Source organism: Microbulbifer litoralis (assembly GCF_023634065.1).
Lineage (GTDB): Bacteria > Pseudomonadota > Gammaproteobacteria > Pseudomonadales > Cellvibrionaceae > Microbulbifer > Microbulbifer litoralis.
On sequence record NZ_JALKCV010000004.1, the window covers coordinates 69183 to 90011 of the forward strand.

Sequence of the window (20829 nt, forward strand, 5' to 3'; positions counted from 1 at the left end):
AAGGAGAACGCATCATGCTGCGCAAAACCCTGCCGCTGATGACAGCGCTGTCTGCGCTGGTTTGGATGAACCAAGCTCTCGCCCACGGCACCATGTCGGTGCCGGAAAGCCGCGTCTACAACTGCTTCCTGAACAATCCGGAAAACCCCAGTGACCCGGCCTGTGCCGCCGCCAGGGAGGTGGCCGGTTCCCAGGCTTTCTACGACTGGAACGGCATCAACCAGGCCAGCGCCGCCGGTGACCACCGCGCCGTGGTCCCCGATGGCCAGCTGTGTGCCGGCGGCAATGCCAAGTTCGCCGGGCTCGACCTGGCCCGCAGTGACTGGCAGTCAACCCCGATCGCGCCCGGGCCGGACGGCACCTTCGATTTCGAGTTCTACGCCACCGCGCCGCACGCCACCCAGGACTGGGTTTTCTATGTCACCCGCCAGGGCTACACGCCGGACCAGCCACTGCAGTGGAGCGACCTGTTCGAATTCTGCCGACTGGGCGACGTCCCCCTCAGCGCCGACAACCGCTATATCCTGAATTGCCCGCTGCCCGCCGTGACCGGCAAGCACGTGATCTACACCACCTGGCAGCGCTCGGACAGCACCGAGGCGTTCTACACCTGCACCGACGTCATCCTCGGCGAGGGCGGCGGCAGCCCCTGGGCGGACGAGGGGCCGATGAATGCCCAGACAGATCTCGTTGCCGGCAGCACCGTGACCCTGCGCCTGTTCAACGGCAGCGGCAACGATATGGAGAGTGTCGAGTATGCGGTGACGGCCGATATGTCGGCCGCCGAGTGGGCCTATGGTTTCGCGCAGGTGGTCAACGGCCAGTCCCAGTACGCGCGTATCGGCCTGCTTGATCCGGACAGTGGGGATATCACCGCCCAGCAGAGCGCCAGCGGTAACCGCGTTTATACCCGGGCGGACCTGAACCTGAACCACGAAGTCGACATCCAGATTCCGGGTGGCAATAGCGCCCCGGTGGCCGCGGTCAGTGCCGACCCGGGCTCGGTGACCGGCGCCGGCACCGTCAACCTTTCCGCCGCTGGTTCCAGCGATGCGGACGGCGATCCGTTGACCTACAGCTGGAGCCTGCTCGCCGGCAGCGGTGCCAGCCTGGATGGCGCCACCGGCCAGGCGACCACACTGACACTGGCCGACCCGGCCCAGGACCAGACGATCACAGTGCAGGTCACCGTCAGCGATGGGGAACTCACCGACAGCGCGAGCGTGAATATCAACCACAGTGCCGACAGTGGCAGCGGCGGCGGTGACTACGACTACCTCTACCCGGACGGGGTCGGCAGCTACCTGCCCGGGGAAACCGTGGTACTCGGCAGCGATGGCAACCGCTACCAGTGCAAGCCCTTTCCCTACGGCGACTGGTGCAATGTGGACAGCCCCTTCCACTACGCGCCGGGCACCGGCGCCAACTGGCAGGATGCCTGGATAGCGCTGTAATCCCGGCAAGCGGATCCGGTAGCGCCGGCCGGCGCTGTCGGATCCGTACAGGCAAAAGTTGGCTGCCCCGGGATATCTGGCGATTTCCACACCATACCTGCGCCATGCCATTGAGGCACTGTCACGCTGTCACGACATTGGCTTCACTCCGCGAAAAGTCTTGCGAAAGCGGATTCGACCTGTGCGGACTCGGGCAGTTCGATGCCAAAGGTATCCAGCAACGTCCGTCGCAGTGCACCCGGCCCGGCCAGAACGGATTCCCGCTTTTCCCCGCCGGGCGGATAAAAGGTGAGCCTGTTGTTACTCAGCGTGTGCCGACCGCCCTCACCTCCCCGTGTGGCAATCAGCTCGCGAGTGAAATGCGAATCGGGATGGGTGGAGCAGTACCAGTTGAAAACCTTGTAATCACCGGCGGACTGCTGCTGCAGATCGAACCGGTAGATCGGCTTCCATTCGCCGCGCACGTCCGCCTGCACCAGGTATTCCTGCCCCGATCGCAAAATGCAGTAGTTTCCCTGGGGACTCGCCTGTGCCTCCGCGGTATCCAGCCGCAGTGGCGCGGTTGGAGTCTGGCTGCCGAAGCCCACATCCACCAGGTACGGAACTTCCCCGACCTGCGCGCGCAACATCATATGGGACTGGGGCGGCATCGCATCCTCCGGCGCCTGCCAGAGCACCCTTGCGGCCAGCGGTGTGACCTCGATACCGATCGACTCCAGCACCGCCCGCATCAGTGTATTCTGTTCGTAGCAATAACCACCGCGACGGCTGCGCACCAGCTTCTGCTCCACGGCGGGCAGGTCGATTTCCACCGGCCAGCCGAGAAACGGGTTCAGGTTTTCAAACGGAATGGCCCGCGTATGTCGCGCCACGAGTTTTCCGATGCTATCCAGGTCCGCTGCGGGCCTGCCGGAAAAATCGATGCGTTGCAGGTACGCATCGAGGTCGATCATTTCTCCCATGAGTTTCCCTCGCTCTGTAAAGGACGGAGCGCAGTTTGCAACCTCAAGTCAGGTTCAGGTCAAGGGCACGGCCAATAAAAAAGGCCCCGCAGGGCCTTTTGGATGACTACCGCTTCGAATCAGGCGCGCTTCGCCTTCAGTTGTTTTTCCTTGAACTGGCGGCGCCGGCGGTGCAACACCGGTTCGGTGTAGCCGTTGGGCTGCGCGCAGCCGTCGAACACCAGTTCACAGGCGGCCTGGAAGGCGATGCTGTCGTCGAAGTCCGGAGACATATCACGGTAACCGGAGTCGCCGGCGTTCTGGCGATCCACCACCGCAGCCATGCGCCGCATGGTTTCCTCCACCTGCTGGCGGGTCGCCACGCCCTGCTTCAGCCAGTTGGCGATATGCTGCGATGAAATCCGCAGCGTGGCGCGGTCTTCCATCAGGCCCACATCGTGGATATCCGGCACCTTGGAGCAGCCGACGCCCTGGTCGATCCAGCGCACCACATAGCCGAGGATGCCCTGGGCATTGTTGTCCAGTTCGCGCTGGATTTCTTCGGCACTCCAGTTGGCCTCTTCCGCCACCGGCACCGTGAGGATATCGTCCAGCCTTGCGTGCTCGCGCTCAGCCAGCTCCTGCTGGCGCTTGGCCACATCGACCTTGTGATAGTGGAGCGCATGCAGGGTCGCCGCGGTGGGCGACGGCACCCAGGCGGTACTGGCGCCGGCCATCGGGTGCGACAACTTGGCTTTCATCATGTCGGCCATCAGGTCGGGCATGGCCCACATTCCCTTGCCGATCTGCGCCCTGCCCCTGAGGCCGGTTTCCAGGCCGGTGTCCACATTCCAGTCCTCGTAGGCACTGATCCACTTGGACTGTTTCATGTCGCCCTTGCGGATCATGGCGCCGGCCAGCATCGACGTATGGATTTCGTCGCCGGTGCGGTCCAGGAAACCGGTATTGATAAAGGCCACCCGCTCTTTCGCCGCGGCGATACAGGCTTTCAGGTTGACGGTGGTGCGGCGCTCCTCGTCCATGATGCCCATCTTGAGGGTGTTGCGCGCGAGCCCCAGCGCGTCCTCGATGCGGCTGAACAAAGTATCGGCAAAGGCCACTTCCTCCGGGCCGTGCATTTTCGGCTTGACGATATAGACGCTGCCGGTGCGGGAGTTCTTCAGCTCGCCGGTGCCGCGCAGGTCGTGCAGTGCAATCAGGCTGGTGATCATGCCGTCGAGAATACCCTCGGGTATCTCGTTGCCGTCTTTATCCAGAATCGCGTCGTTGGTCATCAGGTGGCCGACATTGCGCACAAACATCAGGCTGCGCCCCGGCAGTGTCCGCGGGTTGCCGTTGGGGGAAATATACTCCCGGTCGGGATTGAGCCTACGCTGGAAAGTCTGGCCGCCCTTTTCGATGGTCTCTGCCAGGTCCCCTTTCATCAGACCGAGCCAGTTGCGGTAGACGACCACCTTGTCCTCCGCGTCCACGGCCGCGACCGAGTCCTCGCAGTCCATGATGGTGGTAATCGCGGATTCCACCAGCACGTCCTTGACGCCGGCGGCATCGGTCTTGCCGATCGGATGTTCGCGGTCGATCTGGATTTCGAAATGCAGGCCGTGCTGCCGGAGCAGTATGGCCTCGGGTTCGCCGGCGCTGCCGCGATAGCCGGCGAACTGCTTGCTGTTCTGCAGTGTCGCGACATCGCCATTGCCCAACACCGCCTCCAGCAGCGAGCCGTTGATACGGTACTCGGCAACGTCCCGGTGGCTGCCCCCGGTCAGCGGCGCGGACTGGTCCAGTACCTCGCGCGCATACTCGATGACCCTGGCACCGCGCACCGGGTTGTAGCCGCTGCCCTTTTCCGCGCCGTCGTCTTCCGGGATCACGTCGGTGCCGTAGAGGGCGTCGTAGAGGCTGCCCCAGCGGGCGTTGGCCGCGTTCAGCGAATAGCGGGCATTCATCACCGGCACGACCAACTGCGGCCCGGCCATGGTGGCGATTTCCGCATCGACGTTTTCCGTGGTCGCGGTGAAATCCGCGGGCTCTTCCACCAGGTAGCCGATCTCCCGCAGGAATTCCCTGTAGCGGTCGAGATCGCGATAGGCACCGGGATTGTCGGTGTACCACTGGTCGATCTGTGCCTGGATCCGGTCCCGCTTCTCGAGCAGCGAACGGTTCACCGGCGCCAGGTCGTCGAGGATATTTTTCAGCTCGGCCCAGAACACATCGGCATCCACGCCGGTCCCGGGAATTACTTCTTCGGTGACCAGTTTGTACAGTTCAGATGCGATTTGCAGTTCGCCGACTTGGACTCGTTCCGTCATATCCGGGCCTCTCGCTGATTGTTGGAGCTCAATTGTTAGAGTTGGGGCATTCTAAACAGCCGCTCGAGCATATAACTAATTTATAGGTGCAATTTTCACTATTCACAGATTCGATTTAACAGATCCTGAAAAGAATACGAAGGCCGATGCGAAGGTCCCGGTTACCGGGGTCGCCCCGAAGCAAGCTTACAGGCACCCTAGAGCTGCCGCCCGATATCCAGAATCAAGCGGCGCAGCCACCGGTGCGGCGCACTCTGCTGCAGCAGCGGGCTCCAGGCCATTTTCAGTTCCAGCGGCGGTATCTCCAGCGGCGGGTCGCGGCGCACCACGCGGGGATTGTCGGCCGCCAGTTGTGCCAGCCGCGTGGGCACCGTGACGATCAGGTCGCTCTGTTCCGCCAGCAGCATCGCCACCTGGTAGTGGCGGGTGAATACCGCGATCTCCCGCTTCTCGCCCTGGCGCCCGATGGCCTCGTCCACCCAGCCCAGCCGCTGCACGTCTTCCGGGTTGACCCCCACGCCGACGCCCATCCCCGTCTTGCTGACCCAGATATGCTGCGCCTGCAGGTAGCTCTGGAGATTGTAGTCCCCGAGGATCGGGTTATCGGCCCGCATGACGCAGGAGAAGCTGTCGCGCCACACCGTCGCCTGGTGGAAGCTCTGCGGCATGCTGTCGAAGCGGTTGATGACCATATCCACCTTGCCCTGCTCCACGTCCACGAAGCTCACGTCGCTCGGCGTCATGATATCGAGACTGATGCCCGGGGCCCGGTCGCGGAGCTGGATCAGGAGCGGCGGAATCAGCGTGGATTCGGCGTAGTCGCTCGCCATAATGCGGAAGGTACGGCGCGCATCGGCCGGTGCGAAATCCCGGTTGGGCTGTATCACCCGGTCGATCGAGGCCAGCGCCTCGCGGACCATCGGCTGCAGCTCCAGGGCGCGCTCGGTGGGCATCATGCCCTCGCGGGTGCGCACCAGCAGCGGGTCGTCAAACAGCTCCCGCAGGCGTTTGAGGCCATTGCTCATGGCGGGCTGGGACAGGCCCAGATAATTGGCGGCGCGGGTCACATTGCGCTCGCGCAGCAGTACATCCAGGTACACAAGCAGGTTGAGGTCGGCTCTTTCCAGATTCATATATTTGTCTGACTGATAGCGGAAATTAAGATAATAAATTAGGCAAATTATGCCAGAGCCACTAGGATTCTCAACACCCAATCGCAGTCACCTTTTGAGGATTCAAAGCCATGTCCACCTACGAGAAAGACATAGAAGCGGCAAGCAAGCTCTGTGACGCCCACGGCAGTTCCTGGGACGCCATCAACCCGGAATACGTGGCGCGCATGCGCGCCCAGAACCGGTTCAAGACCGGCCTGGACATCGCCAGGTACACCGCCGACATCATGCGTAAGGACATGGAGAACTACGACAACGACAGCTCCAAGTACACCCAGTCACTGGGCTGCTGGCACGGTTTTATCGGCCAGCAGAAAATGATTTCGATCAAGAAGCACTTCGAGGGCAATACCGATCGCCGCTACCTGTATCTGTCCGGCTGGATGGTCGCGGCGCTGCGCAGCGAGTTCGGCCCCCTGCCCGACCAGTCGATGCACGAGAAGACCGCGGTCGCCGGCCTGATCGAGGAGCTCTACACCTTCCTGCGCCAGGCGGATGCGCGCGAGCTGGGCGGCCTGTTCCGCGAGCTGGATGCGGCGCGGGACGCCGGTGACAAGGCTGCAGAGAAAGCGATCCAGGACAAGATCGACAACCACGTGACCCACGTCGTGCCGATCATCGCCGATATCGACGCCGGTTTCGGCAATGCCGAGGCCACCTACCTGCTGGCCAGGAAGATGATCGAGGCAGGCGCCTGCTGCATCCAGATCGAAAACCAGGTGTCCGACGAGAAGCAGTGCGGCCACCAGGACGGCAAGGTGACCGTTCCCCACGAGGAGTTCCTGGCCAAGATCCGCGCGGTTCGCTACGCCTTCCTCGAGCTGGGTGTCGACAACGGTGTAATCGTCGCCCGCACCGACTCCCTGGGTGCCGGCCTGACCAAGCAGATCGCCGTCACCCACGAACCGGGCGACCTGGGCGACCAGTACAACGCCTTCCTGGACTGCGAGGAAGTGAGCGATGCCGAGCTGGCCAACGGCGACGTGGTGATCAAGCGCGACGGCAAACTGCTGCGCCCGAAACGCCTGGCTTCCAACCTGTTCCAGTTCCGCAAGGGCACCGGCGAGGCGCGCTGCATCCTCGACAGCGTGACCTCACTGCAGAACGGCGCCGACCTGATCTGGATCGAAACCGAAAAACCCCATGTCCGCCAGATCGGCGCCATGATGGACGAGATCCGCAAGCAGGTGCCCGACGCGAAACTGGTGTACAACAACAGCCCGTCGTTCAACTGGACCCTGAATTTCCGCCAGCAGGTATTCGACGCCTGGAAAGAGGAAGGCAAAGACGTATCCGCGTACGACCGCGACAAGCTGATGAGCGCCGAGTACGACGATACCGAGCTGTCCGCTGCGGCGGACGCCAAGATCCGCACCTTCCAGGAGGACGCCTCCCGCGAGGCCGGTATCTTCCACCACCTGATCACCCTGCCGACCTATCACACCGCGGCCCTGTCCACCGACAACCTGGCCAAGGCGTACTTCGGTGACGAAGCCATGCTGGGTTACGTGAAGGGCGTACAGCGGAAAGAGATCCGGGAGGGTATCGCCTGCGTCAAACACCAGAATATGGCCGGTTCCGACATGGGCGACGACCACAAGGAATACTTTGCCGGTGAAGCGGCGCTGAAAGCGGCCGGTAAAGACAACACCATGAACCAGTTCGGTTGATCGGTTTTCCGGACTCGTCACCAGACTCTGTAGCCAGAGTAATATCCTTCACTCATTGCGGGCCGCTTTTGCGGCCCTTTTTTATTTCACGCTACTTATCGACTTTTATTGAATAACCCGGCAGGTTTTCCATTTCGGGCCCGATCATCGCGCAGTGACCCCGCCATTTCGTGACGCCATTCGAATTTTCGCCCTTCCCCGCTTTTCGGCGGTATCGCTACCACTGTCAAAAGTCATATATTTCCGACAAAACAATAATGACGAAGCATGCCTCGCACTGAATAACCAGCAACAGAGAGAAAAAGGGAGATCCTAACCATGCGATTATCGCATCAGTGTTTGTTGTTCAGTATGTGCCTTGTGGCGCCATCGGCCTTTGCCGCACAGGCAACCATGAATATCACCAACGACTGGGGGCAAGGTGCCCAGGCGGAAATCGTCGTACTCAATGACGATCCGGTACCGCTGTCCGACTGGACCGTGGAGTTCGACCTGGATGCCGAAATCACCCAGATCTGGAACGGCAATATCGTTTCCCATACGGGCAGCCACTACGTTGTCGGACCGGCCGGCTACAACGGCACCGTGGGTGTGGACGGCCAGGTCAGCATCGGCTTCCTGACCACACCGGGCGGTCTCTCCGCGGTGCCGGTCACCGTGCAGGGCGACGGCGGTGGCTCCTCCAGTTCGTCGTCGAGCAGCTCGTCTTCCAGCAGCTCGAGTTCCTCCAGCAGTTCTTCGAGCAGCAGTTCCAGTTCGTCCTCCAGCAGCTCCTCGTCTTCATCCAGTTCTTCCTCTTCCAGTAGCTCCAGCGGTGGCGACTACCTGGGCTACGAGACCAGCGGCTTTATCACCGTGGACCAGTTCGGCTACCTGCCGGACAGCGAGAAGGTGGCCGTGCTGCGCGATCCGCAACTGGGTTACGACAGCGCCGGCGAATACGTGCCCGACAGCGATATCAGGGTGGTGGACCTGGACTCCGGCGAAGTCGTCTACACGGCCCAGGCCAGCGCCTGGAACGGCGGCGCCACCGGGGACAACTCCGGCGACCGCGTCTGGCACCTGGATTTCTCCGCGGTGACCGCGCCCGGCGAATATATTCTTGCGGACGCACAGAGTGAACTGCGCTCCCCCGCCTTCCGTATCGGTGCCGATATCTACCGGCCGGTACTGGAACAGGCCGTGCGCACCTTCTACTACCAGCGCGCCGGCTTTGCCAAACAGTCTCCCTACGCCGACGCGCGCTGGGCGGACGGCGCCAGCCACCTGGGCACCAGCCAGGACCCCGAGGCGACCCTGTACAGCGACGCCGACAATGCGAATACCCAGCGCGACCTGCGCGGCGGCTGGTTCGATGCCGGCGACTACAACAAGTACACCAACTGGCACGCCGACTACCTGATCGCGCTGCTGCACAGCTACCGGGAAAATCCCGCCGTGTGGAGCGACGACTTCAATATCCCGGAATCCGGCAACGGTATCCCCGACCTGCTGGACGAGGTGATATGGGGCATGGACTGGCTGGTACGCATGCAGGAGGACAATGGTTCCGTGCTGTCGGTAATGGACCTGTCCCACGCCAGCCCGCCGTCTTCCGCCAGCGGCCCCAGCACCTATGGCCCCGCCACCACCGCCGCCAGCTACACCAGCGCCGCCGCATTCGCGCTGGGCAGCCATATTTTCGGGCAGATTGCCGGCCTCGAGAGCTATGCCGCAGACCTGCGGGACCGCGCAGAAGCCGCCTGGCAGTGGGCGCAGGCCAATCCCGCGGTGACCTTCTACAACGCCGATAACGGCGTCGCCGCCGGCGAGCAGGAGGTGGACGACTACGGTCGCTTTGCCAAGAGCCTGATCGCCGCCGTCCAGTTGTACGGAGCCACAGGTGCAGCCGAATATCGCGACTATGTCGAGGCCAACTACCAGGATGCCCACCTGATGCTGTGGAGCTGGGCCTCCATCTGGGAGGCGGAAATCCAGCACGCGCTGCTCTACTACAGCTCGCTCGACGGCGTTTCAGGCGAGGTGGCCTCGGCCATCCGCAGCACCTATGAAACCGCCATGAACGGCGACGCCAACTGGCCGGCGGTGACCGGCGATATCGACGCCTACCGGGCCAGCATCCCGGAGTACACCTGGGGCAGCAATCGCAGCCACTCCCACCAGGGCAACCTCTACCTGGACCAGCAGTTGTTCAATGCCGGCGGACCCGGCACCGCTGAGGCCCGCGACGCGGCACTGCGCCACCTGAACTACCTCCACGGCGTCAATCCGCGGGGTCAGGTCTACCTGTCCAATATGGGAGAATTCGGCGCGGAGCATTCTGTCGACAGCTTCTATCACACCTGGTTTGCCGACGGCAGCCCGCTGTGGGATTCGGTCGGGGAATCCTCCTACGGCCCGGCCCCGGGCTTCCTCGTCGGCGGTCCCAACCCCTCCTACGACTGGGACGCCTGCTGCCCGGGTAGTTGCGGCAGCCCGGAGAACAACGCTCTCTGCGGCGTGGCGCCACCGGAGCCGCCCTACGGCCAGCCGGCCCAGAAGTCCTTCCTGGACTTCAACACCAGCTGGCCGCTGAACTCCTGGGCGGTTACCGAAAACCACAACGCCTACCAGGTGGCCTATATCCGCCTGCTGTCCAAGTTTGTACCGGCCGACAGCGAGTAAATCCTCCTACTGACAGGGCCGCGTCGGCGGCCCTTTTTGTTCCCCCAGCCCGCTCTGCCGCCGAAAACCATACCGGATTCGACTAGCCTTAAGGGATAGGTCTGGCAACCGGCGGACACCATGAGCAGTTCCGGTCTTGTACTGATTTTCAATGCCGGCAGTTCCTCGCTGAAGTTTTCGGTCATCGACCCGGACTCCGGGCGCGAATCGCTCGATGGTATCGGCGATGCGCTGGGCAGTGAGCAGCCGGTACTCAAGTGGCAATACGACGGCCACAAGCACGCGCGGAAGCTGGACGCCGGCGCCGGTCACGGCGAAGTGATCGATTTCCTGGTGGGCGACCTGCTCGGAGAACTGCCGGCGCTGAAAAAACGCCTGATCGCCATCGGCCACCGAATCGTGCACGGCGGTGAACACTTTTCCCGATCGGTGCTGATCGACCGGAAGGTCATCGAGGCGATCGGGGAATGCGCGTCGCTGGCGCCGCTGCACAATCCCCCCGGCCTACTCGGTATCCGCGCTGCGCTCGAGGCATTCCCGCAGCTGCCGCAGGCGGCCGTGTTCGATACAGCCTTTCACCAGACACTGCCGGAACACGCCTACCTGTACGCGCTGCCCTATTCTCTCTACCGCGAGCACCGGCTGCGCCGCTACGGCATGCACGGCAGCAGCCACCGCTTTGTCAGCGAGCGCGCCGCCGATCTGCTGCAGAAGCCGTTGCGGGAGACGAATATCATTTCCGCCCACCTTGGCAACGGCGCCTCGGTGGCCGCAATCAAGGGCGGTACCAGTGTCGATACCAGTATGGGGCTGACGCCGCTGGAAGGGCTGGTCATGGGAACCCGCTGCGGCGATGTGGACGCGGGCCTGCTGATGCACCTGCAGGAATCCCTGGGCTATTCCCCCGAGCGTCTCAACCAATTGCTGAATCGCGAGAGCGGCCTGCTGGGTATTTCCGGGCTCAGCAACGACTGCCGCGAGCTGGAGCAGGCGGCCGCCGAAGGCCACCGCGGTGCCCGGCTGGCACTGGAGATATTCTGCTACCGGCTGGCCAAATATATCGCCGCCTATACAGTGCCGCTGCGGCGTGTCAACGCGGTGATTTTCACCGGCGGGATCGGCGAGAACTCAAGCTGGGTGCGGGAGCGGGTACTGCACTGGCTCGCCGCGCTGGACTACCGACTCGATACGGAAATGAATGAGCGCATGCGCTTTGGCGCGGAAGGCGCAATTACACCGGCGGGCAGCCCCACTGCAATGGTGATCCCCACCAACGAGGAGTGGGTGATTGCACGGGACGCCGCGGGACTCGTCGACGGGGAGAATGGCTGATGTCGCGTACCATCATGCTGGTGCCCCTCAGTGTCCGGGTTGGCATCACGTCCATCAGCCTGGGCATTGTGCGCGCACTGGAACGCAACGGTGTCGGGGTCAGTTTCTTCAAGCCGGTCACCGAACCGCCGGCGCGCGACGGCAGCAGCGAACGCTCCACTGAGATCCTGCGCAGGGCATCCAGCCTGGAAATCCTGGATTCCTTCAGCGCCCAGCACGCGGAATCCATGATCTCCAATGGCAAGCTGTCGGAGCTGCTGGAGGAGATCCTGGCGCGCTACCGGGAGGGCGGCAAAGAGGCCGACGTGATCCTCGTCGAGGGTGTACTGCCCGATGCCGACAGCCAGTTCGCCAACCAGCTCAATTACCAGATTGCCAAGACCCTGGACGCGGAAATCGTGCTGGTGGTGTGCCCGCACCGGGATTCCACCCAGCAGCTCAAGGAGCGGCTCGAATTCGCCACCGCAATTTTCGGCGGCCGCGAGTCCCACCAGGTGGTCGGCTGCATCATCAACAAAGTGGGCGCGCCCACGCAGGTGCCGGATGCACCGGGTGCGGATATTACCGGTGTATTCGATGAGTCGGGTGTGCGCCGCAGCGAACTGGATATTCTGTCGCTCTACGGCAAGAGTCCATTGCGTATTGTCGGCTGTGTTCCCTGGAACGCAGAACTGCTGGCACCCAGGGCGGTGGACCTGGCGCGGCATTTCAATGCGGAAATCATCAACCGCGGCGACCTGGATCACCGGCGCTTGCGCAGTATCACTTTCTGCTCGCGCTCCCTCGGCAATATGATCTACCGCTTTGTGCCCGGCGCCATGCTGGTGACCTCCGGTGACCGCCCGGATGTGATCGTCGCCGCCTGCCTGGCGGCCATGAACGGGGTCAAGATCGGTTGCCTGCTGCTGACTGGCGGATACCAGCTGGAACCGATGGTGCGCAAACTGTGCACTCCGGCACTGGAGACGGGCCTGCCGGTGCTGCTGGTCCAGAACAACACCTGGCAGACGGCGCTGCAACTGCAGCATTTCAATACCCGCACACCGACCGACGACCTCGAGCGGATCGACCGGGTCCAGGATTTTATTGCCGGCCACCTGGACCACCAGTGGATCCAGTCGTTGAGCGGCGAGTCGTCGCGCCCCAAGCGACTGTCTCCGCCCGCCTTCCGCTATCACCTGACAGAGCTGGCGCGCAAGGCCAACAGGCGCATCGTGCTGCCGGAGGGGGAAGAACCGCGCACGGTGCGCGCGGCAGTTATCTGCGCCGAGCGGGGCATCGCCCGACCGGTCCTGCTGGGCAATGCCAGGGATATCCACCGAACGGCGGAACAGCAGGGCGTCACGCTGGGCGACAAGGTCGAAATCATCGAACCGGAAAGTGTGCGGGACCAATACGTGGAGCCGATGGTCGCGCTGCGCAAGAACAAGGGGCTGACGGAAGTCGTTGCGCGGGAGCAACTGCAGGACAACGTGGTGCTGGGCACCATGATGCTGGCCGAGGGAGAAGTCGACGGACTGGTGTCCGGAGCTCTACACACGACCGCCAACACCATCCGCCCCGCCCTGCAACTGATCAAGACAGCCCCCGGGGCCAAGCTGGTTTCCTCCATATTTTTCATGCTGCTGCCGGAGCAGGTACTGGTCTACGGCGACTGCGCCATCAACCCGGACCCCAACGCCGAGGAACTGGCGGATATCGCCATACAGTCGGCGGACTCGGCGGAGGCGTTCGGCATAGAACCGCGAGTGGCGATGATCAGCTATTCCACGGGCAGTTCCGGTTCCGGTTCCGATGTGGAGAAAGTGCGCGAGGCGACAAAACTCGCCCAGGAGAAACGCCCGGACCTGGTGATCGACGGCCCGCTGCAGTACGACGCGGCAGTGATGGAAAACGTCGCCGAGACAAAAGCCCCCGACAGCCCGGTGGCCGGCCGCGCAACGGTGTTCATCTTCCCGGACCTGAACACCGGCAACACCACCTACAAGGCCGTGCAGCGCAGCGCCGAACTGGTGAGCATCGGCCCCATGCTGCAGGGCATGCGTAAACCCGTCAACGACCTGTCGCGCGGGGCACTGGTGGACGACATCATCTATACGATTGCGCTGACGGCGATTCAGGCGGATCAGTCCTAGTGGGCCGTACGGGAAGTTTGCGAACTTCCTGCACAGAAAAATAGTTACAGGCGAGTCTGGCGTTCCCTTGCATCAGGTCCCGGCATTCTGTCCCATGAGCGGTCGCTCTTCCGTCAATCCCAGCGCAGCGGCCGCTTCAGATCGATAAACCGCTTCAGCGCACCGGCCACCGCGTAACCCTCCAGCCGGTGCTCGTAGGTATCGGTGCCCTCGAATGCCATTCGTTCGAGGCAGCGGTGGATCCAGGCATTCTCTTCCGAGTGGTCTTTCCACATGCGGCGGCCGGTCAACACCAGCGGAACCATCTTCCACCATTTTTTGCTCTGCCGCTTGAGCTCTTTCAGGGCCACCGCCAGCAGCGCCTCCTCGTCGGTGAAGTCGGTGCCCAGCGGGAAGTGCGGCAACAGCCGCAGCGACTTTTCGTCGGCGAATACGGCGGCAATGCGCTCCGGGGTGTTCTCGGTGAATTCCAGCGGAATCGCGTAGTCCTTTTCCACCTTGACCGCACTCTTGGCTTTTTCCAGCAGCTCGCCCTGGAAGCGCGAGTCGCAGATGCAAAGCATGGCGGTGATGACATCCCGGTCGGTCTTGCCGCGCAGGTCCGCCACGCCGTACTCGGTGACGACGATATCGCGCAGGTGCCGCGGTATGGTGCAGTGGGGGTATTCCCAGACGATATTGCTTTTGATCTCGCCGTTGCTGCGGCGGGTGGCGGGGACGGCGATGATCGAGCGGCCACCCGGCAGTTCGTGGGCCTGGGCGACGAAGTTGTACTGTCCCCCTACCCCGCTCACCACCTGGCCGTTTTCCAGGCCGTCGGAAATCACGGCGCCGTTCAGGGTCACCATCATGGCCGAATTGACAAAGCGTGCGCTGCGGCGCTGTGCCACCTTCAGTTCGCGGTTTTCCTGCAGGTCGTTGATAAAATCGATCGCGGTCATATTGATGCCGGCGCGTTCATCGTCCGGCATTTCCCGCAGTTCCTCGTACATGGACGCGGGCCCCAGGTAGAAACCGCCGTGCAGCCAGGTGGCTCCCTTCAATGGTTCGTTCAGGCAGCGGCCCAGCAGGCGCCGGCGGCCGTGTTCGCTGTGCAGGTCGCACTCTTCCTCTTCGCCATCCGGGGTCATCAGCCGGTGGCCCCGCCAGCTGTAGCTGGGGTCCACGATACCCATCTTCTGCAGGAAAACCGTATCGCTCTCTGTCAGTGGGCAGCGGATGCGGCCGCTGTCCCGCAGTGCCAGCAATGTCTCCTCGTTGACGGTGGTGGTGATGACATCGTCGTCGAGCAGCCGCTGGATATCCGCATCGGGATAGACTTCGCGTTTCAGCACACCGGCGCGGCGCAGGTGCAGAAAGCCGGGCGGCACCATCTCGCTGGCGCCGTACAGGCCGTGGCTGAAAGGCTCCAGCATGGGCGGCAACTTCTGGCGCAGTTGCAGTGAATCGTCACAGGTCAGGTCCCGCACCACACAGCGGAACTGTTCGTTGTCGGTCTGGCGCAGACGCAATGCGTGGCAGACCGCATCGCCGAGCGCGCCGATCCCCACCTGCAGGGTACCGCCGTCGACCACCAGGCTGGCGATATGGAAAGCGAGGCCGTATTCGGTAAAGCTGACCGGCGGCGAGGGCGCCGGGAACAGCGGTACATCGAATGTATCGCCCTCGAGCAGAAAGTCGAACTCCGCCATATCCAGCAATGCATCGTTACCGAGAAATGGCAACTGTGGGTTGCTCTCGCCGAGCAGGAACAGCGGATAGTTTTCCAGTTCCCGGGCCATGCGCAGTACCGGCAGTGTCAGGTCGGTATTGCTGCTCAGGCTGAGTTGCTCGCCGTCCGCTGCGGGCGAGACCATCTGTGCGATCACGTTGACACCGCGGTCGATCAGGTCCCGCGCTACATGCGTGTAGTTGGAACTGACGTAGTCCTGTTGCACTGTTGGATTGCCGAGGAAGCTGCCCGGCTGCAGGAAGAATTCGCACACCTCGATATTGTCCGGCAGCATCCTCTTGCGCCGCGCTGGGGTATAGGCGAGATCCTGGTAGCGGTTGTAGAGACGGTCCAGCAGCGGCTGGATAAAACGCCGCTCTATCTCGCTGTGACCGAGCGGCCGCTCCAGCGTCAGTGCCGTAAAAATGGTCAGGGAGATCGACGGGTCGGCGGCGGCGCGGGCGTAGAGCGCATTGGCGAAATGATTGGCCTTGCCGATACCCAGCGGCAGGCCGAGCACGATACGCTTGCCGACCTTTTCCAGCACCGCATCCACACAGGTCTCGGCGCAGGAAAAGCGCTGCGGGTCTCGCTGGGGCATTTTTGCCATCGACGGCCCTTCCCGGATCCGCGGCTAGGATTTCTTCCCGGCCAGTTCGTCAAACTCGAAATGGTCGACCTGGATCGCCATGTCCACCGCATCGGCGGCATCGCGCAACCTGTCGGCCTCCTCGTCGCTGATCAGTTTTTTCTCCAGCGCCTCGTCGACCGTCTTGCGGCTGAACATGCGGATGCCGCCGCGCTTCATCTTGTCGCGGGCGTCTTCGGTCTCACAGACCTTGTTGAAGGCCTGCTCCACCAGGTCGACACCGTCGCCGGGGTTGCCGAGGAAGACCCCCTTTGTCAGGCGGTCGCGGGTGTCCGACGGTGTCATCAGCAGGTCGGCGCAGGCTTTCGCCTGGCGATCGGACGCGGTGTGCACGCTGTGGCCCCAGGGCATGGTCAGGAAATGCAGCAGCTGGCCCACGAAGCGATGGGGGAAGTTCTGGAACACCTCCAGCAGGCTCACCTCGATATTGTGCAGCCCGGCGCGCATGGCGAATTCGAGCAACGGCCGGTCCTCCCTGGGACTGCCGTCGTCCTTGAAGCGCTTCAGGGTACAGCTGAGCAGGTAGAGTTCGCTGAGTACATCACCGAGGCGGGCGGAGATCATCTCCTTGCGCTTCAGTTCGCCGCCCAGTGTCATCAGGGACACCTCGGTGGTCAGCGTCAGGATGGCCGAGTAGCGGTTCAATTGCCGGTAGTACTTGGCCGCCTTGCCCACGCCGCGGGGGCTGCTGGCAAAGAGCCCCACGGTCCAGCCGTGGAAGACGCCGCGCAGGAAGGTCTTGACCGAGAACCAGACATGTTTCGGCAGCAGCTTGTCGAGCTCTTCGACACCGGCTTCATCATCGTCGTTTTCCGCCGCCAGCATTTCGTCGAGCAGGTAGGGGTGGCAGCGGATGGCCCCCTGGCCGAAGATCATCAGGCTGCGGGTCAGGATATTGGCGCCCTCGACGGTAATCGCCACCGGCACGGCGCGGTAGACGTTGCCCAGGTAGTTCATGGGGCCGTCGATCACCGCCTTGCCGGCATGGATGTCCATGGCATCGTTGACCGACTGGCGCAGGCCGGTGGTGGCGTGGGCCTTCATGATCGCGGAGATCACCGCCGGCTTGAGCCCCTTGTCCAGGGCCCGGGTGGTGGTCTTGTGGGCGCTGTCGAGTACATAGGCGATACCGGCGATCTCCGCCAGCCGCCGCTGCACGCCCTCGAATTTGCCGATGGGAATACTGAACTGCTCGCGGATGCGGGCGTAGGCGCCGGTGGTGCGCGCCGCCATCTTGGCGCCGCCGGTGGACAGCGAGGGCAGCGAAATGCCGCGGCCGGCTGCCAGCGCGCTCATCAGCATATGCCAGCCCCTGCCGACATTCTCCCGCCCGCCGATGATCCAGTCCATGGGCACGAAGACGTCCTTGCCCCAATTGGGACCGTTCATGAACGCCTGAAGCGCCGGCAGGTGCCGCTGGCCGATGGTCACGCCCTCGGTATCCGTAGGCACCAGCGCCACGGTAATCCCCAGTTCCTCCTGGTCGCCGAGGATATGGTCCGGGTCGTAGAGTTTGAAGGCCAGCCCGAGGATGGTGGCCACCGGGCCCAGGGTGATATAGCGCTTGTGCCAGTTGACGCGCATACCCAGGGTCTTTTCCCCCTTGTACTCGCCGTAACAGACGACGCCCCTGTCGACCATCGAGGCGGCGTCGGAGCCGGCCTCGGGGCTGGTGAGGCCGAAACACGGAATCTCGCGGCCGTCCGCCAGCCGCGGCAGGTAGTAATCCTTCTGTTCGTCGGTGCCGTGGGCCATCAGCAGTTCGCCCGGACCCAGTGAGTTGGGCACCATGACCGTCACACCGACACTGGTACTGCGAGTCGAGATCTTGGTGACGATCTGTGCGTGTGCGGTCGGGGAAAACCCGAGGCCGCCGTATTCCTTGGGGATGATGATGCCGAAGAAGCGCTCCCTCTTGATGAACTCCCAGACCTCCTGCGGCAGGTCGTGGTCCTCGTAGCTGATCTGCCAGTCATCGACCATGCGGCACAGCTCTTCCACCGGGCCGTCCAGGAAGGCGCGCTCCTCTTCGGAGAGTTCCGGCGGGCCCATATTCAGCAGCTGTTCCCAGTCGGGTTTGCCCGACAACAGCTCCGCATCCCACCAGACCTCACCGGCCTCCATCGCCTCGCGCTCGGTATCCGAGATGGGCGGCAGTACTTTCCTGATCAAGTTCAATAGCGGGCGGGTAATCCACTTCTTGCGCAGGTCGCTCATTTTTGTACCTTCCAGATGGCTGTGCGTCGCGGGCCGCAAAACGGGGCGCCACATGCAGGGGACTGTGTCAGCTGACAATGATAGGCAAGGATCTCAAGCGAGTGCCAGCGCGCCGATACCGGCAAAGATAATCAGCGCCGCAATCATCCTTCGCGGGGAAAAACGCTCGTCCAGTGCATAGACCGAGATGACCGATGCAAACAGGATGCTGGTTTCACGCGTCGCTGCAACCGCCGCTACCGGCATGATCGACGTGGCCCAGAGTGCCACAGCAAAGCCGCCGCTGGCCAGCAGGCCGGAAGCGGAGCCGCGCAGCAGGTTGGCGCGGGCAAAGGTAAAGCCGCGCACCGGCTGCGTGCACAGCACGGCCAGCAGGATGCCCGATCCGGACAGTATCTCCAGCCAGGCAACAAAGCTCAGCGGATTGGCCACCGCCCGCACACCGGCGGCGCCCAGGGTGGTATAGCCGGTTATGGCAACGCCGGTGCCCAGCGACAGCAGGATGCCGCTGCGCGATACCCGCAGTTCCTTCATGATCAGCGCAAAGATGCCGCAGGTTACCAGCAGCACGCCGGTCAGCTGCAAGGGGCGCAGCGATTCATCCAGGAACAGCAATGCCGCGGTGGCCACCAGCAACGGGGTCACACCGCGGGCAACCGGGTAAGCGGTACCGTAATCCAGTACGCGGTAGCTCCGCGTCAGCAGGAAAAAGTAGAGATACTGGAAAAGCGCTCCGCCCGCGAGGTAGCCGAGTGCCGCGGGGTCCGGCGGTGGCAGGTGCAGCGCCAGGAAGGCGCCCAACAGCAGGCCCACACTGCGAATCATCGCCAGCTGCAGGAATGCTTCAGCGCTGTGTTTGACTACTGCGTTCCAGGTGGCGTGGGCCAGGGCGGAGAGCAGGACCAGTCCGTAGACAAGTGATTCCGGTACTACCAATTTGAACTCATTAACCTGTTCCGGCGCGGCCCGCGAGCCGCCGAAATCAGATCAGGGACCGGGGCGAGACGATGACGCCGTTGTTGTCTGCATAGAGGTATTCGCCAGGCGTGAAAGTGACACCACCAAAAGCGACCGGCAGATCGCGTTCGCCGATCCCTTTCTTTTCGGTTTTCATCGGGTGAGTGCCGAGAGCCTGTACTCCTAACTGTAGCCCAGAAATCTCGTCCACATCGCGGATGCAACCGTACATGACGATCCCCTCCCAGCCATTGGCGCAGGCTTTCTCGGCCAACTGGTCTCCCAGGCAGGCTCGCCGCATGGAGCCGCCGGCGTCCACCACCAGCACCCTGCCCTGGCCCTGTTCCGCCACCAGCTCGCGCACCAGGGAGTTATCCTCAAAGCACTTGATGGTGACTATCTGCCCACCAAACTGCTGGCGCCCGCCGTAGTTCACGAACATCGGCTCGACCACTTGCACGAGATCGGCGTACTCATCGCAGAGATCCGGTGTGGAAATCGACATAAAACCCCCAAAGTTATCCGTGGATTGTCACGCGCGATAATAGCGGCTCCCGGCGTTACCTGCAGATCAATAAAAAAATACCGGGTATTACCGCAATGGATAATACCCGGCAGGTCTCGAGCGATTCCGACTGGCGCTCTACCAGGTTACGCGTACCGGAGTCCCGACCCGCACGTGGCGGAAGAACTTCTGTGCCATCTGCGGGGGCATACGCACACAGCCGTGGGAAGCCGGGTAGTTGGGTACATGGCCGGACGCGTGCATGCCGATACCGCCGTTGAAACGGATATAGTTATTCATCTTGGCGCCGCGATAGTAGGTTCCCGCTGGACGGCGATCCTTGCGTGTATTGACGTTGGCCTTGACCACACGACCGGTGCGACGGTCCACGTAGCTGCCATAGATCGACGAGCGGTGACGGGGATGCTTGGACAGCACGCGGAAGTGTCCGGGGCTGGTGCCATACCCCTTTTTGCCAGACGAAACCTTGGATACGCCGACAAGCTTGCCACCTTTGTAGAGATAGGCCCGCTGTTCACTCAGGGAAATCCTTATCTTTGATGGCCCAGAGGCACTGGCTGCCGCGTGCTCGTCAAACCAGTTGCCACCGCGGGGATTTGCCCAGCCCGATGGCGCCACCAGCAATGCGCCCAGGAAGAGTATCAGACTGGCATAGAGTATCGGACTCCAGTTTCGTCTGCTTGAATGCATGGCTCACCTCACTCACTTGGTCTATTGGTACCGAATACACAGTTCGGCGCTCCGTGCCCCGTAACCCCGCGCCGGGAGATTGATCCGCTGTTTCCGGCTTCTCCGGCCAGCAGTGCGAAACAGCTTTCTCCTTTCGCGCGCAGATGTGGACTATTCGGATTTTATTGAGGAGGGTGCAATTGCTTAGATTGAATGCTTCTCTTCGGATAGCGCGTTATCGGGATGGGGATTGAACATAAGGTGCAGACAGCGGAGAGACCACGAAAATGGCAGGAAAAAATCGGTCAATAACCGCTCTTGAGTAAAACAAAAGACCAGTAAACCCGCATTATCCAACTGCAGTGAAGGGCATTAAAAAAGCGGCCTATCGGGCCGCTTTCA

13 protein-coding genes are annotated in these 20829 nt (G+C 62.5%); 5 read left to right on the plus strand and 8 right to left on the minus strand.

The annotated features are described in order from the left end of the window. The first annotated feature begins 14 nt into the window (after window positions 1–14). Window positions 15–1454, plus strand: coding sequence for a lytic polysaccharide monooxygenase auxiliary activity family 9 protein (locus tag MWN76_RS07810; protein WP_250460814.1), 1440 nt, complete (start codon window positions 15–17; stop codon window positions 1452–1454). Between the two features lie 143 nt (window positions 1455–1597). Here MWN76_RS07810 and MWN76_RS07815 read toward each other — a convergent pair whose 3' ends face one another. The 3 genes from MWN76_RS07815 to MWN76_RS07825 form a co-directional block, all read right to left on the minus strand. Beyond that, a complete protein-coding gene (locus MWN76_RS07815) occupies window positions 1598–2416 on the minus strand; it encodes an arylamine N-acetyltransferase family protein (protein ID WP_250460816.1) in 819 nt (272 codons plus the stop codon). Between the two features lie 119 nt (window positions 2417–2535). Continuing rightward, complete coding sequence (locus tag MWN76_RS07820; RefSeq protein ID WP_250460817.1) at window positions 2536–4725, minus strand: malate synthase G; 2190 nt, start codon at window positions 4723–4725, stop codon at window positions 2536–2538. Window positions 4726–4922: 197 nt separating this feature from the next. Then, entirely contained in the window at window positions 4923–5858 is a 936-nt protein-coding gene (locus tag MWN76_RS07825; RefSeq protein WP_250460819.1) for a LysR family transcriptional regulator, read from the minus strand. A gap of 110 nt (window positions 5859–5968) precedes the next feature. Between MWN76_RS07825 and MWN76_RS07830 the strand changes: the two genes are divergently transcribed. The 4 genes from MWN76_RS07830 to pta all read left to right on the plus strand — a co-directional run bounded on the left by MWN76_RS07830 (window position 5969) and on the right by pta (window position 13698). Next, complete coding sequence (locus MWN76_RS07830; protein WP_250460821.1) at window positions 5969–7567, plus strand: isocitrate lyase; 1599 nt, start codon at window positions 5969–5971, stop codon at window positions 7565–7567. A 393-nt stretch (window positions 7568–7960) separates the two neighbouring features. After that, window positions 7961–10231 carry a glycoside hydrolase family 9 protein gene (locus MWN76_RS07835; RefSeq protein WP_250460823.1) on the plus strand — a complete coding sequence of 757 codons (2271 nt, stop codon included), beginning with the start codon at window positions 7961–7963 and terminating at the stop codon, window positions 10229–10231. Between the two features lie 120 nt (window positions 10232–10351). Beyond that, a complete protein-coding gene (locus MWN76_RS07840; protein ID WP_250460825.1) occupies window positions 10352–11563 on the plus strand; it encodes an acetate kinase in 1212 nt (403 codons plus the stop codon). Further along, window positions 11563–13698 carry a phosphate acetyltransferase gene (pta, locus tag MWN76_RS07845; protein ID WP_250460827.1) on the plus strand — a complete coding sequence of 712 codons (2136 nt, stop codon included), beginning with the start codon at window positions 11563–11565 and terminating at the stop codon, window positions 13696–13698. The genes MWN76_RS07840 and pta overlap by 1 nt, the downstream gene beginning before the upstream one ends. 113 nt (window positions 13699–13811) lie before the next feature. Here pta and MWN76_RS07850 read toward each other — a convergent pair whose 3' ends face one another. From MWN76_RS07850 to MWN76_RS07870, 5 genes are all read right to left on the minus strand, one after another. Then, the gene (locus tag MWN76_RS07850; RefSeq protein WP_250460829.1) at window positions 13812–16019 is read right to left on the minus strand and encodes an acetyl-CoA hydrolase/transferase C-terminal domain-containing protein; all 2208 of its coding nucleotides are present in this window, start codon (window positions 16017–16019) and stop codon (window positions 13812–13814) included. A gap of 24 nt (window positions 16020–16043) precedes the next feature. Then, window positions 16044–18275, minus strand: coding sequence for an acyl-CoA dehydrogenase (locus MWN76_RS07855; RefSeq protein ID WP_250460831.1), 2232 nt, complete (start codon window positions 18273–18275; stop codon window positions 16044–16046). Window positions 18276–18368: 93 nt separating this feature from the next. Continuing rightward, window positions 18369–19211, minus strand: a complete 843-nt coding sequence (locus MWN76_RS07860; RefSeq protein WP_250460833.1) for a DMT family transporter — start codon at window positions 19209–19211, stop codon at window positions 18369–18371. 46 nt (window positions 19212–19257) lie between these two features. Beyond that, window positions 19258–19737 carry a ribonuclease E activity regulator RraA gene (gene rraA, locus MWN76_RS07865; protein ID WP_250460835.1) on the minus strand — a complete coding sequence of 160 codons (480 nt, stop codon included), beginning with the start codon at window positions 19735–19737 and terminating at the stop codon, window positions 19258–19260. A gap of 138 nt (window positions 19738–19875) precedes the next feature. After that, on the minus strand, window positions 19876–20448 hold the full coding sequence (locus tag MWN76_RS07870; protein WP_250460836.1) for a L,D-transpeptidase family protein: 573 nt from the start codon (window positions 20446–20448) through the stop codon (window positions 19876–19878). Window positions 20449–20829: the final 381 nt, after the last annotated feature.